We start from the raw sequence: 15,344 nt of genomic DNA, 5'->3' as shown, positions 1-15,344 counted from the left end.
AATCAATTATCTCCATTCTATTAAAATTATAAATAGTCTTTAAAATTAATTAAGAAATATATGAAGTCTTCATATAAGAGTAAGAAAATAAAAAACAAACTTATACTATATATAATGAATCTTCTAGTATTTGAAACCTTTTTTGTAGAATAATGTTGAATTACTAGATTACTTTCTAAATTTAAATTGATTTCAGATCTTTTCTCTTCATCTTTCAAAAAATCACTAACAATTTTCACTATTGCTAAAGCTATTACAGATATTCCGCATAAATAATATCTGGATTGAAACCCTCCTAAATATCCAGAAACATTAGTAAATTCATTGTAAGCACGCAGACATTGTATTACTATTGATATCACAATCCCTAAATATACTGCAATTAATGCTAGTACATCAGAATGCTTTTTCGTAGATTTTTTTACTTTAAATATTAATATCACTGGAACAATTAAAAGTGCTAGTAAGCCAATGTTATTTATGGAAAGAAGGCTATCTTCCTTTATAAGCGAAACATGGGAAGCTATACCAGTCCAACTCCTCAAAAAGTTTTTGCTAAAATATGATATATACTCTACAAAATCCATATGCATGCGATTTTCCACAGCTACATAAAAATCTGATGCATAATATCCCTGAGGATCTAATGCTTTATATGTAGGCATAATAGTTCCTGTTTGAAAGTATACTATAATGTAATACATAGCTGTCAAAATATAAATTGGTAAAGTAAAAAATGCCTTTTTGGATATTAAAAACCATAGATTCTTTTCTTTTATTATCAGTAAAACAATATATAAGAGCAATGAAATAAAAACTACTAGTCCGGTTGTAAGTTTAGACATAAATGAAAGAAATACACCTAAACTTATTATAAGGTAAGTGCTAAAATTTCTATTTTTCTCGGAAAACCGTAACAATCCCAATACAAAAACAGATAATCCAAGCAGAGCTAGGTTGTCATTGTTAATACCTGCTGAATCATAAGCAAGCATTGGTACAGATATTACTATAACTGCATAGAGGCAATGTAATAATGGATTTTTATTAATTCTAGTATATCCAATATATAGAATAAGTATAATAGCTAATGAACTAAAAATCATATTAAAATGTCGCAGCTTAACAAGATTAACAATTACAGAATTGTTGTCAATCTTTATGGATCCGCTTAACCGCATGATTTGATAATACAAAGGCGGATGACCTAAATAATTTAAATTACTTCCAAAAGTATAGGCGGAAGTTGTACTATCAATGGATTTTACTTCTTGTAGTATAGTCATATTTTTAAAATTTGGAATTATTTCATGAGATTTTTCAAGATAAGAAATATAAGAAATATGAGTAATTTCATCAGGAAATCTTCCCACATGTTCCGAATAAAATAACATCTTGAACCCAAAAAATAAAAATGCCAATAAATAAATTAAAATTATAAAATATTTAACTTTATATTTCTCTCTTCTGAACTCTTCCACAAAACATACCCCTTCTAATACAGCAATACTTTTTAATATATAAAAAATTATATATTAAAGCCAATCATTTTATACTTTAACATTCCTTTGTGACAATTTAGTTTCAATTAAATAAATAAACTATTAAACATTAAAATTTTTTTCTAAATATCTATAAAAAATTATTATGAATAGAATAAATCATAAAGTAAAAAAACTACACCAATCTATCCAAAATGGCCAAACAATTCTTTTATTTCTCTTCATTTCTAATAAAGAATTATAGCATTTTAGATAAATCAAGTCTAGTTTTTTACAAAATATCTCTTTCATCTGACTAACTTAAATGTTTAAAAAAATCTACCAATAGATTTATTGATACTTTCTTTCTATATTTTTTGTTAGATCTTTGATCGTCTATGGGATTTATAAATTTACAGTATTCTTCTATAATATGAGCTTTAATTGAATCTATTTCCTTAAAACTTTTTCCTATAATATCCCTCTCTATAATGTCTGATTTAACAACAGTAGGAGCTACGGCACCAAAGGCTATTCTTATATCTTCCACAATATTATCCTTAACTCTTGCAATTCCAACAAAAGACAACTTTGATATAGCTGTTGCCTTTCTAGTTCCCACCTTTTTATAATAAAATTTATTGAACTCCTCCAGCGGCAGTTTTATTTCTGCTACCATTTCATTTTTATTCAATATATGCCTGCCAGGACCCGTAATAAAGTCCTTTATACTCACTAATTTTTCTTTCTTTAGGCTCTTTATAAGTACCTTTGCATCAAGTGCATATAAAAGAGGCAAAGTATCCCCAGCGGGTGATGCATTACATATATTTCCCACCATAGTTGCTGCATTTCTTATGCCAAGAGATGCAAAATCTGATATCACAGTCTTTATATAGTCAGGTATTATATCATTATTGCTAATCTGAGAAAGTGTACATCCTGCTCCTATATTCAAATAATTATCATCTTTATAAATATTTTTAAGCTCTTTTATATTATTTATAAATAAAGTATTTTTATCAAATCTAGGTATAAGTCCTGAGGGACTCTTTCTTCTCACCATGAGATCAGTGCCTCCCGCAAGAATTATAACTTCATCTTTATCCAATATTTTAAGCGCTTCCTGCAGATTTTCAGGCATATAAGTTATTATTTCTTTTTTACTCTTATCTACCATATATTCTCACCCTTTTTTACTGCTATTTTAACGGCATCAATTATTTTATCATATCCTGTACATCTACATAAATTGCCCGATAATGCTGATCTTATTTCATCTTCATTAGGCTTACTGTTTTTAGTAAGCAGTGCATAGGAAGCTATTATCATACCAGGAGTACAGAAACCACATTGTACTGCTCCTGCTTCATCAAAGGATTCTTTCAAAATATTAAATTCTTTTGTACCAATAAGTCCTTCTATAGTTATAACCTTAGCCCCCTCTATATTACCTACAGGAATACAGCAGGAATTAACTAGATTACCATTTAATATAACAGAACATGCCCCGCATTCTCCCTGACCACAGCCTTCTTTTGGAGATATAAGCTTTAAATCCTCTCTCAATAAATCCAAAAGTCTTCTAAGTGGATTTACTTCTAATGTTGTTTCTTCGCCATTTAAATTAAACTTAATTTTTTTGTTCATGAGACATCACCTCCATTAACAATTCTGGTGTCACAGGTATTTCACTAAGCGGCTTCCCTATGGCGTTCTGCACAGCAATGGCATAAGCTGAGGGTGCTCCTATTAATGTAAGTTCACCTGCACTTTTAGCCCCTGAAGGTCCATTATTATAAGGGCTGTTAACTAATTTACTGTGTATTTTAGGAAAATCTTTAGAAGTAGGTATAACATAATCCGTATTAGTTCTTTGAATCAGTCTTCCTTCTTTTGATCTCATAACTTCCATGCTGGCATATCCAAGCCCCTGGGCTACTCCACCCTCTATTTGTCCTTCTATTATTCTTTCATCTATAGCTCTCCCAATATCATAAACTGTCCATACACCTTTTACATCCACTTCATAGGTCACCGGATTAACTTCTACTTCCACCACATTAGCTCCCCAGGAATAAGTATTATAGGCATCTCCAATAAATTTTTCTGCATCCCAGCTGAAGCCTGTTGGATGTACATATTTTTTCATAACTTCCATTTCCTTATGCGGCACCCAGTTTTTCTTCATTTCAGCAGCAGCATTTTCAATTATTTTTCCAACTACCATAGTAGTTCTTGAAGCCACTGTCGGTCCTGAATTTGGAACTCTATCTGTATCAGGATTAACAAATATAACATCTTCCAGCGGTATCTCTAAAGTATGAGCTGCAATCTTCCTAAGACTGGTGCTAACCCCTTGTCCCATCTCCACATTAGATATAAGTATTTCCACTTTATCATCAGCATATTTCTTTAATTTTACCTTTGCCTTTATAATATCTCTTTCTCCATCACCAGTAAAACCGCCCCCATGAAAAAACACAGACATACCAATCCCTTTAAGAGTATTTTTATAATTTTTACGTTTTTTACTGTAATCAGACATATTTTCTATGGTATCGATAATATCTGGAAGCAATATATCTTCTCTGAATAAGCCTCCGGTAGAAGACAGATCTCCTTTTTTAAGAAAGTTCTTCTTTTTAAAATCCAATACATCTATATTAAGTTTTTCAGCAATATACTCCATATTAAGTTCCAAAGCGAGAAAGGATTGTGGCGCTCCAAACCCTCTGTAGGCCCCTGTGACTATATTATTAGTAGCGAAAGCTCTTCCCCTGACCTTTACATTTTCTACATTATAAGTTCCTATAGCTGCAAAGATTGCCCTTTGGAGCACTATATTTGATATTCCTGAATAAGCTCCGGCATCAAGTTTTACATCTGCTTCTACACCAATTATTTTATATTCTTTATCTACATAGGTCTTTAAAGTTATATCTGAAGGATGCCTCTTAGTAGTACATTGTATATCCTCGTCTCTATCAAATATGAGTTTAACAGTTTTTTTAGTCTTTAAAGCCGCTGCTGCTACTTGACCAGCTATAAGCGAAGGATATTCCTCTTTTCCTCCAAAACCACCACCAGTATTACTTTGTACTATTTGAACTCCATCATACTCCACTCCAAGAGCCTCTACTACAGCATCTTTTACATAGTAAGGACACTGCATTGAACCAATAACCTTAATACGTCCATTTTCATAGGAAGCTGCCATTCCTTGAGGTTCAAGATATATATGTTCCTGATATCCTGTTTTATAATTTCTCTCAAATACATGATCTGCTCTATCTTTTATGCTGTCAATGTCACCTTTAGAGTATTTATAATCTACAAAACAATTGTCATCTCCATGTATAAGCTCATCACATTGTTCAGCCTGATCCATAGTAAATACCCCTGGGAGTTCTTCATAATTCACCTTTATACTTGAAGTTATCTCCTCAACTTTTCTTTTATCTGGTCCTACTACTAGGAGAATCGGTTCTCCTATATAATTTACAGTATCTTCTGCAAAAAAAGGCTGATCATAAAATATTATTCTCACTTTATTTCTACCTGGTATATCATCTTTATCTACGATAAAATATCCTTTTGGTATTTCAGGCAACTCTATAGAGAGCAATTTAGCCCTTGCCTTTTCTGACCTCAAAGTCTTTGCATATAATGCATCTTTAAATTCTATGTCAGCTAAATACCTTGTGGTACCGCATATTTTTCCATCTACATCTATTCTCTTTACAGGTTTACTAATATCTTTAATTAACATAATAATCCTCCTCTCTGATATATCTTTTACTTTATTTTAAGCATATTCTAATATTTTAAGTTCAACAAATCTTCATAGTCTTGTATGGTATCTATATCCCGTAAAATCCCCATATCCTGAACCTCTACAGTACTAAATCCCTTACTTATGGTAAACTCCTTTAAATTACTGTAATTATCACTACTTAAAATTTCTCTTGCCACTGGAGTATTCATTAATATGGGATGACCCTTTTTACCTTTAAAAGTAGGAATTACTACATCCTTACTTAAAGTTAAAAGTGCCTTATAAGTATCCTCCTTAACTGCTGGATAATCTCCTGGAGTTAAGAAGAACTTATCTCCCCTAAGCTTTTTAATTCCTGCTTTTACTGAACTAAACATACCTTCCTTGAAATTTTCATTAAAAACCACATCTACATCCTCATAACCCTTTAGTATCTCTTCTATTATCTCTCTTCTATAACCACTAATTACATAGATTTTTGAACAGCAGCTTTTCATACTGTCAACAGATCTCTCAATTACAGTTTTACCTTTAAAGTCCAAAGCCATTTTAAAAGTTCTAGCCCTTGATGAAAAACCCGCCGCCAAAATTATACCCTCTATTTTCATATTTTTTCACCAATCCTTTCGCTTACTAAATATATTCAAAATCTTATCTTTGGAAACTATTTAAGGATTTTATATTGTCATAATTAAAGCTTTATAGCTCCCACTGGACATCGAGTTGTGCAAAGACCACATCCAAAGCACTTAGAACTATCCACAGCTGCTTTTTTATTGTCCACAGTTATAGCTTGATATACACAGCTTTCCTTACACTTTCCACATCCAATACATTTATCTACAATCACTTCAGGATATACAGTATCATACTGAGGTGCCTTTCTTGCCTTCATCTTTTCTATAGTTATACCTTTTATATCCTCTATAGATTTATAACCATGACTATCAAGCCAATTATTCGCCTCTTTTACTATTCTTCTAAAAGCCTTATTTCCTTCCACTATAGCCTGAGTGCAGACTTGAACTGCTGATGCACCCGCCATAAACATTTCAATAACATCTTCACCTTTAGTAACTCCTCCTACTGCCAGTACAGGAATTTTTACTGACTTGCAAAGTTCATACACATGCCTTAAGGCTATTGGTTTTATTGCAGCTCCAGACATCCATCCGTAACCTGCTTCGCTTCCCATATTAGGAAGGCCAGTTTCTATATCTATGGCAAAACAGGGTCCCACAGAGTTAATGGCAACTAATCCATCTGCTCCAGCTTCCTGAAGAGCTCTTCCAAATTCACCTATATCTGCAATTCCCGGACTTACCTTCATAAATACAGGTTTTTTAGTGCAGGCTTTTGCTGCCTTCAAAGTATTTACTACAGGAGTTATATCTCTTCCCACATAATGACTGGATATTTCGTAGGCATCCGCAAACTTATCCACTCTTGGAATTAAATTTGTTATTTGCTCCGGGGTATATCCCATTCCAACAATCAAAGGTGCTTTGCAGGTTTTAGCCTTTTCATATTCCTTTTCAATCCAATGCTCCGGGCTGAGTTCTGACCAAAGCTCTGTATTTAAAAATCTAGTCTTATAATCTGCCATACAAGGCTTAGGTATATGAGCCGCCTCCGTGGATATGGTCTTGCTTACTACCCCTCCAGCTCCATTTTTTACACAATCTATAATCATTTCTGCATTTCTTGAAGGCGGTCCTGCTGCAACCATAACAGGATTTTCAAACTCCATACCGTCTATCTTTACTTTTAAATTTGCCATCTGTGTATCCTCCCATTTATCAATTAATATATTGTTCTTCATGTTTAAAGGCCGCTTTGATAGTATAATTTTCACCACTGAAAAATTTTTCTATGAAATTTCAATAACTGTCACATACCATCTAAATTCATCCTTCAATTATCAGCTAACCTGCTCCATAAGTTCTTAGAAACTTCTCTTGACTTTTTCATAATTGCTTCCTCATCTACATTTACTAATTGTCTATTTTTCATAACTATTTTTCCATTTATTATAGTGCTGATTACATTATTGCTGTTCATTCCAAAAATAACATGTCCTCCTGCATTTAAACTATTTAAAGGTGTTGGACTATTATAATCTAGTACTATCAAATCTGCAAAGCTGCCTGGTTTAATAGCCCCTGCAGGCTTTCCAAATATTCGTCTCACTACTTCACCATTATTGTGAAAAGCCAGCTTAATAGTTTCAGGAACACTCATAACCCTTGGATCACTCTTTATAAATTTATGCACCACATAAAGGTTTTCTATTTCTCTAAACATATTTCCAGTAAAACCATCTGTCCCAAGTCCTACCAATATATCTTTATTCATCATATCTAAAACAGGAGGTATCCCTACCGCATTATTCATGTTGGATTCAGGATTATGAACTACTATAGTATTGGTCTTCTTTAATATATCTAAATCATCTGTACCTATGTTTACGCCATGTACAGCTATAGTTTTTTCTCCTAGGATATTCATATCCTCCAGCCTTTTTACTACACTTTTTCCATAATTATATTGACTTAATTCCTCATCCATTCTTCCTTCTGATACATGTACATGAAATCCGCAGTGAAGTTCATCTCTCATAGCTGCTGCTTCTTTTAGGATATCATCAGATACTGTAAAAGCGGCATGAAGTCCGAAAGATCCTGTTATCAAATCATCTCTGTCATCATTGCACTTCTTTATAAAATTATAATTTTCATATAATCCTTCTTTTGCTATATCAGTGCCATCTCTCTCAGATACTTCATAGCAGTAATTTCCTCTTACTCCAACCTTAGAAAAAGCTCTGCTCAGTTCGTTAAGACTACCTGTACAGGCATAGGGACTGGCATGGTGGTCTACTAAAGTAGTAGTACCACTTTTTACTGCCTCTATAGCAGACACTAATCCGCTGTAATACACATCTTCCAAAGTAAGCTTTTTATCTAATCTCCACCAGACTTTTCTTAAAACCTCTATAAAATTGGAAGCTGGTTCCCCATCTAAAATCATTCCCCTGGCAAAAGCACTATAGGCATGATAGTGTGAACATATAAGTCCAGGCATTACTATCTTGTCATTGGCATCCAAAGTTTCTTCTCCATTATACTTTTTCTCCAAATCCGAGGATTTCCCAACTTCTTTTATTATATTATCTTCTATATAAACAGCACCATTTTCTATAACTGTATTCTTCTCATCAAAGGTAATAATTGTTCCATTTTTTATAAGCATATTATATTTCATCCTTTCTAAAGGATATTTGACTTTCTAGATAAATATTCTCCATAGCCCTTTTCTCCAACAAACACATTATCTCTAGCTACAACTTTTCCTCTAACCATAGTCAAAACAGGATATCCCTTTAATTTTATACCTTCATAAGGAGTATAATCTACATTTTCATGAAGCATTGCTTTTGACAATGTAACTTCTTTCTCTGGATCTATAATTATAATGTCTGCATCTGATCCTACACCTATTGTTCCCTTTTTAGGATACAATCCAAATATTTTTGCTGGATTGGTACTCACTATAGTCACAAATTTCTTTATATCAATTCTACCTTTCATAACTCCCTCAGAAAAGAGCAAAGGTATTCTAGTCTCTATACCCGGTCCACCATTAGGGCATTTTGTAAAATCATCTTTTCCCCTTTGTTTGTCTCCTTTAAAATCAAAAGGACAATGATCTGTTGCCACCACTTGTATATTATTATTTGATATATCCTTCCAAAGTAAATCTTGATTTTCTTTTTTTCTAAGAGGGGGACTCATTATATACTTTAATCCCTGAAGATTTTTTTCTCTATACATAGTCTCATCTAAAAACAGATATTGAGGGCAGGTTTCTGCCATTACATTTTTATCTTGCCTTTGAGCTTTTACTATATGCTCCATACTCTTCTCACAGGATACATGTACTATATACAGCGGTGCATCCCCAGCAACATCTGCTAGGCTAATCATCCTATTTACAGCTTCTGATTCACTTTCTTCCGGTCTGCTTAAAGCATGATATATGGGATCCGTTTTCCCTTCACGGACAAATAGATTTCTAAAATAATTTATAACACCATCATTTTCACAATGTACTGTAGTAACAGCTCCCAGTTCTTTTAGTTTTATAAGTACCTTTAGTGCTTCTTCATCACTGACTTTATTGTCATAAGTGAGATATATCTTAAAGCTGGATATACCTTCATCTCTAACCATAGACTCAATTTCATTGATTATACTGTCATCTACCTGCTGAATCACTCCATGAAAACCGTAATCTATAACTGCATTTCCAGCAGCATATTTATGATATACCTTCAATTGATGATGAAGATTGCAGCCTTTTGGTCCAAAACCCATGTGGTCTATAATAGAAGTAGTGCCGCCGCAGGCAGCAGCTACTGTTCCTGTATAAAAATCATCTTTGGCTACTATGTCTCCCATATGAATATTAAGATGGGTATGAGCATCAACTCCACCGGGAAGCACAAACTTTCCCCTGGCATCTATAATCTCATCTGCAGTCTTATCTATATTTTCCCCTATTTCTACGATTATTCCATCCCTTATATAAATATCTCCTAAAAACTCCTTGCCTTCAGTAACTATAGTTCCATTTTTTATTAATGTATCCATATAATTCACCCCCTCTAATTTCCTGTTATTGTTTTATACCATAACTTCCATAGCACTCCGTATAGTTATTCACGCAAAATTGAAATTTTACCTCTCCACTTTCACTCTGTACAGCGACCAAATACAAAATAAATTTTGTTTTGTCTGCTTTTCTATCAAAGTGGGGGATAATGGCTTATGCGTTCTTGGTAACGATTTTAACTTTCCACTATCAACTTTCAACTAAACAAGATTAGCCTTAGCTATAGCATAATAACCCTTAACTGCCTTAAGCAGCTGTTCTATTTCAATATATTCATCTATAGTATGAGCTAGATTTTCCTTTGAAGGTCCAAACCCTATAGTTTTTATACCAGCTTCTCCTGCATAATGACTGCCATTGGTACAGAAGGAATAGTGAGTTATTTCTGGTTTTAATCCTGCCTCTATAAGTCCTTTATAGGATTTTTGTACATACTCATCCTTTTCATCAAGAACCCATCCTGGAAAGAATCTCTCACCTTCAATAGTATTTCCCGTATAACATTTTTCAGTTCCTGAAGCAAAACTTGCCTTTGCTTTAAAACTAGAGTCTTCTCTCTCTGCTTCACTGATTATATCTAAAATAGGTTTCAATACACTTTCCCTAGTCTCACCTACTAAAAGTCTTCTGTCATAAGTTACTTTACAGTAGTCTGGTACTACAGAAGCCCCAGGATAAGGTGAAGATTTTATATCTGTAAGTTCTAGAATTCCATCTCCAAGAAAATCATCATTTTTCTTTTCTATATGTCTTATCTTTTCAATTAACTTATTCATTTCATAAACTGCGTTTATTCCCTTTTCAGGATTGGCTGAATGAGCTGGCTTTCCAAAGGTTTCTACTAATATCTCTGCTCTTCCCCTTTGGCCTCTTTTAAGATTACAATTTGAAGCTTCTCCTATGACCACGTAGTCTGGCTTAACCTTTTCACTTATCTTTCTGGCTGCAACCCCTTCAAAACACTCTTCATGAACAACTCCTGCCACGTAAATATCTCCTGCAAAATTCTTATTAGTATCCTTGGCAAAATATGATAGAGCACAAATCATAGCGCAAAAAGCGCCTTTCATATCAGAAGCTCCTCTTCCATATATTTTGTTATCTACTATATCTCCGCCAAAAGGATTTTGGCTCCATTTTGTCTCATCAGGAACTGTTACAGTATCTATATGTGCATCAAAAAGTATCTTTTTACCTTCTCTATTTCCCTTTATATGCCCTATTATATTTCCATATTCATCTACAAAAAAATCATCATATCCCATAGCTGTAAAAGCTTTTTTTGCCTTTTCAGCCACTCCATCCTCTTCACCGGAGTAACTTCTTATACGAAGTAAATCCTGGCACAATTCTATTATTTCTGCTTCTCTTTCCTTAGATATCATTTATACTACCTCCAAATATAATTCCTATTTTAATTTTATAAATAAACCATTGCTATTATCCAATAAAATCATATCATTATGTATATTATCCTATACATATTACAATGGCGTAATTTCTATTTACTATTCTACTTATAAAATATATATTTACTTAACATTCTCTATTCCCTTATTACTTTTCCTGTTAACTCTTTAGATCTATTTCCATCATGAAGAACTATTTTCCCATTTATGATTACAGTTTCAATACCTTCTGAATATTGATCCGGTTCTATAAAAGTAGCCTTATCTATAACTGTATCAGGATTGAATATTACTATATCCGCCTTCTTTCCTTCAGATATTTTTCCTCTGTCCTTAAACTTAAATACCGCAGCTGGTTTTGAAGTCATCTTGTATATGGCTTCTTCTAGTGTAAGTGCCTTTTCTCTTCTCACATATTTGCCAAGTACTCTTGGAAAAGTGCCATATACTCTCGGATGAGGTTTACCTCCAAGTAATCCATCGGTACACACATTTTGTTCTTCTCTTTTCATAAATTTAATTACATGTTCCTCTTTACCATAATAATCATACATACCCACTGCATTTCCCTCTTCATAGAGAAGATCAAAAGCTGCATTATAGGCATCTTTTCCCCTAAGCTTACCTATCTCAGCTAAATTTTTACCTATACAATCCTTATTTTTATCAGTTTTAACACTAGTGACATATATATTATCAACCCCTGCAAAGTCTATAAAATTATCCCATCCAGGTATACCTTTTTCTATATCATAAATCATCTTTTTTCTCAAATCCTCATCTTTAAGTCTTTTCAAAAGCTTGTCTGTTCCCCCATCATGTACCCAAGGTGGGAGTATTACTCCAAGCATGGTGCTCCCTGCTACGTAAGGATACTGATCCAAGGATACTTTTATACCCTCCCTTTTAGCTTCATCTAAAAGAGCAATCATAGCATCTATCTTACCCCAATTCTTTTTACCGCACACCTTAAAATGGGAAAAATGAATTTTAACTCCACTTTCTCTTCCTATTCTTATTATTTCCTTCATGGAATCCACTATAGTATCTGCTTCACTTCTCTGATGAACTACAAAAACCTTGTCACATTTTGCTGCCACTTTACAAAGTTCAATAATTTCCTCTGTGTTTCCATAAGCACAAGGCATATATATGAGACCAGAAGAAAAGCCAACTGCTCCAGCCCTTAGTTCTCTTTCCAACACCTGCTTCATTTTTTCTATTTCTTCTTTATTGGGTTGTCTATCATCTAGCCCTAAAACTTCCATTCTCACATTTCCATGGGGTACTAGATAGGCCATATTAGGTCCTATACCAGATTTTTCTAATAAATTAAGATATCCTTCCGTGTTATTCCAATCCCAAGAAAGTTTATCACTGTCGCCATCAAGTCCTGCCAGATTTTTTCTCCAAGGACTTACATATTCCTTTGGAAGTGGTGCCATAGATATTCCATCCTGTCCTAAAACTTCTGTAGTTATACCCTGCCTCACTTTAGGTTCTATATATCCATCCACCAGCACCTGTAAATCAGAATGACTATGTGTATCTATAAATCCAGGGCAAACAACCCTTCCTTTGGCATCTATTATTTTACAATCATCTCTTTCATCTATATTACCTATCTTATAAATATTTTCATCTAATATTAGTATATCTCCTAAAAATCTATCTTTACCTGTACCATCAATTATAAACCCATTTTTTATAAGTATCTTATCCATCCGATGATCACCCCTTTATACAATTATATTTGAAAATTTTTACCATATCCTTATATCTTTCTAATAAATTACTATATATTAATACAAACCCTTTGTAATAATTTTATTTTCCTATTTTATAGATATACAACTTGAAGTATAAATTTAGATTAATCTAATAAAGTTATACATTATTATCAACATTAAATTATGAGTTTGGATATCTATAATATTTTTAATGTATGTTTATATTATGTAGCAAAATTTATGCCAATTAAAAAAACAGGTCTTTTTTTATTACTTTGTCAAATTAAAGCCTGTTTTACACTATAGTTATTATTAAAATTATGATATTTTTTTGTTTATCTTTATGATAAATTATATCATTTTGATAATCAAATTTCTAATATGATAAATTTATTTGTTTCTAATAAGATACAAAATGGACTCCAATACTGCTCCACCAATATTCCTAGCTTTATCAGAAATAGTGAAACAATTTTTTGTCTCTGAAAGCCTTGGATCAATATCTGCTATTTTTAATCCTTTAAAAACTTCCGTATTATTTCTTATAGTTCCTCTCAGCACCCCATCTATAGTAGCTTTAACAGTTTCAGTACCTATATATGAGAGTATATCCCCCTTATTTACTATATCTCCAATATCTCTTGCATTATTTATAATACCACTGGCAGGACTGTATATTACCCTTTCTTTAGAATATCCTGCTATCACTCCAGGAATTCCTGTATCCTTTGCTGCTTTCCCTTCAAATATCAACCTTCCCAAGTTGTGCCCCCTATTAGTTTCTACCACTATATTCACATCAACTCCGGCTTCAAATCCAGGCCCCAGTGCAATAGTATAAGGTGCCATATTCATATTTGTACCAAGATTTTTCTTAGCCAGTATTGCATCCACTACAATTTCAGGTTTTAGAAGCTCTATATATTTGCCCTTTGGATCTACAACTACAGGGATTACATTATCTCTCCATGCCTTAAAAATTTCAGCTTCACAATTTACTCTGACAGCTCTTATGCCCTCTATATTAGTCTCTTCATCATATATAGCCTCACTAAAGCATACCTTTCTTCTAATAGCACTAGGCTTATTCACTTCCAGAACCAAAACTCTAAATCCACTTCTATATAACTTTTGTATAGCTCCTGAAGCAATATCTCCCCCACCTCTTACAATAACAACTTCACTAAACAAAATTTATCATCTCTTTTCTACAATTAATTAAATAAATATATTCTAGCAAATTTCCCACATTTCCACCATAGGCATCAGCATTAATAAACCTGCCCCGCTCAGCATTATAATACCTTGCATTTAAGTAATAATTGTGCCGCTATTTTAAATTTATTAATTTACAATAATCTTCATAGGTATCAATATCAAAAAGTACTTCTTCTCTTGTAATCTCTGCAAAAACTACAGCTTCTTTATTATTATCTATAACTTTTTTACCTCCCACATCTCCCTGTAATTCCTGTAATTCTTTAAGAAATCGTGAGGCAAATATTACTGGACTTCCTCTTCTCTCTCGAAATTTCGGAATTATTATACTATATTTATTTTCATTAAAAGTCTTCATTAAAATCTCAATGGTTTCAATATCTAAAAGAGGCTGATCTGCAGTAAAAAACATATATCCATCACTCTTTGGAGAATTATTTATTCCAAGCTTTATAGACTCACTCTGACCCTTAAACGCCTGTTCATTTTCTATAGCCTTAAATCCTAGTGATTCAGCCAATCCAAGAATTCCTTCATCTCTTGCTACAATTACTCTACTATAAAAATCACATTTTCTAATATTCTCCAAGATATGTTCCATAAAAGTTTTATTTTTATATTTTAATAATAACTTATTTCTCCCCATTCTTCTTCCATATCCAGAGGCCATTATTATAGCTGTTATATTCATATTATAATTCCTTTCCTATCAAGATATCTATAATATATATTAGCAAATTTCATTCCACATATTTAGCATATACTATAATATAACTTAAGCCACAAACCACTGACTCCATGCCAAACATAACATTTTAATATTATATAATGTATATTAACATTAAACAGATAATATTTTTTCGTATTTTCCATTTGACTATATCTTGTACATGTTATATAATTACATCATAGTAAATCATACTATAAAAGTGCCACTTTCATAATTATATAATATTTAAATTATTTAACTTAAGGCACTAAAATATTGCTATTATGCATTTTGCTTTAAATAATAGATAACCAGTTTAATAACATTTTATTTTGAGAACATAAG

At 32.7% G+C, this 15,344-nt stretch carries 12 protein-coding genes; all 12 read right to left on the bottom strand.

Features of this window, described 5'->3' with window-relative positions; genetic code table 11:
• Positions 1 to 26 precede the first annotated feature (26 nt).
• The gene (locus CLPA_RS01620; RefSeq protein ID WP_003440882.1) at positions 27 to 1,481 is read right to left on the bottom strand and encodes a glycosyltransferase family protein; all 1,455 of its coding nucleotides are present in this window, start codon (positions 1,479 to 1,481) and stop codon (positions 27 to 29) included.
• Between the two features lie 316 nt (positions 1,482 to 1,797).
• Entirely contained in the window at positions 1,798 to 2,661 is an 864-nt protein-coding gene (locus CLPA_RS01615) for an FAD binding domain-containing protein (RefSeq protein ID WP_003440879.1), read from the bottom strand.
• Entirely contained in the window at positions 2,655 to 3,131 is a 477-nt protein-coding gene (locus CLPA_RS01610) for a (2Fe-2S)-binding protein (protein ID WP_003440877.1), read from the bottom strand. Before CLPA_RS01610 ends, CLPA_RS01615 begins: the two co-directional genes overlap by 7 nt.
• Positions 3,115 to 5,253: a xanthine dehydrogenase family protein molybdopterin-binding subunit gene (locus CLPA_RS01605; protein ID WP_003440874.1), complete on the bottom strand. Its 2,139-nt coding sequence runs from the start codon at positions 5,251 to 5,253 to the stop codon at positions 3,115 to 3,117. The genes CLPA_RS01610 and CLPA_RS01605 overlap by 17 nt, the downstream gene beginning before the upstream one ends.
• Positions 5,254 to 5,300: 47 nt before the next feature.
• A complete protein-coding gene (locus CLPA_RS01600; RefSeq protein ID WP_003440871.1) occupies positions 5,301 to 5,867 on the bottom strand; it encodes a nucleotidyltransferase family protein in 567 nt (188 codons plus the stop codon).
• A gap of 83 nt (positions 5,868 to 5,950) precedes the next feature.
• The gene (locus CLPA_RS01595) at positions 5,951 to 7,039 is read right to left on the bottom strand and encodes a 4Fe-4S binding protein (RefSeq protein ID WP_003440868.1); all 1,089 of its coding nucleotides are present in this window, start codon (positions 7,037 to 7,039) and stop codon (positions 5,951 to 5,953) included.
• Between the two features lie 134 nt (positions 7,040 to 7,173).
• On the bottom strand, positions 7,174 to 8,511 hold the full coding sequence (gene ssnA, locus CLPA_RS01590; protein ID WP_003440866.1) for a putative aminohydrolase SsnA: 1,338 nt from the start codon (positions 8,509 to 8,511) through the stop codon (positions 7,174 to 7,176).
• Between the two features lie 17 nt (positions 8,512 to 8,528).
• Positions 8,529 to 9,911 carry a dihydropyrimidinase gene (hydA, locus tag CLPA_RS01585; RefSeq protein WP_003440863.1) on the bottom strand — a complete coding sequence of 461 codons (1,383 nt, stop codon included), beginning with the start codon at positions 9,909 to 9,911 and terminating at the stop codon, positions 8,529 to 8,531.
• 222 nt (positions 9,912 to 10,133) lie between these two features.
• Positions 10,134 to 11,318, bottom strand: coding sequence for a YgeY family selenium metabolism-linked hydrolase (locus tag CLPA_RS01580; protein WP_003440861.1), 1,185 nt, complete (start codon positions 11,316 to 11,318; stop codon positions 10,134 to 10,136).
• 161 nt (positions 11,319 to 11,479) lie between these two features.
• Entirely contained in the window at positions 11,480 to 13,066 is a 1,587-nt protein-coding gene (locus tag CLPA_RS01575) for an N-acyl-D-amino-acid deacylase family protein (RefSeq protein WP_003440857.1), read from the bottom strand.
• A 396-nt stretch (positions 13,067 to 13,462) separates the two neighbouring features.
• Positions 13,463 to 14,263 (bottom strand): selenium-dependent molybdenum cofactor biosynthesis protein YqeB, encoded by an 801-nt coding sequence (yqeB, locus tag CLPA_RS01570; RefSeq protein WP_003440854.1) that lies wholly within the window; start codon positions 14,261 to 14,263, stop codon positions 13,463 to 13,465.
• A gap of 139 nt (positions 14,264 to 14,402) precedes the next feature.
• Positions 14,403 to 14,981, bottom strand: a complete 579-nt coding sequence (gene mocA, locus CLPA_RS01565; RefSeq protein WP_003440849.1) for a molybdenum cofactor cytidylyltransferase — start codon at positions 14,979 to 14,981, stop codon at positions 14,403 to 14,405.
• Positions 14,982 to 15,344 lie beyond the last annotated feature (363 nt).

Source organism: Clostridium pasteurianum DSM 525 = ATCC 6013 (genome assembly GCF_000807255.1).
Lineage (GTDB): Bacteria > Bacillota > Clostridia > Clostridiales > Clostridiaceae > Clostridium_I > Clostridium_I pasteurianum.
The sequence above is the reverse complement of the archived record's forward strand: the minus strand, read 5'-3'. Positions and strand labels throughout refer to the sequence as shown.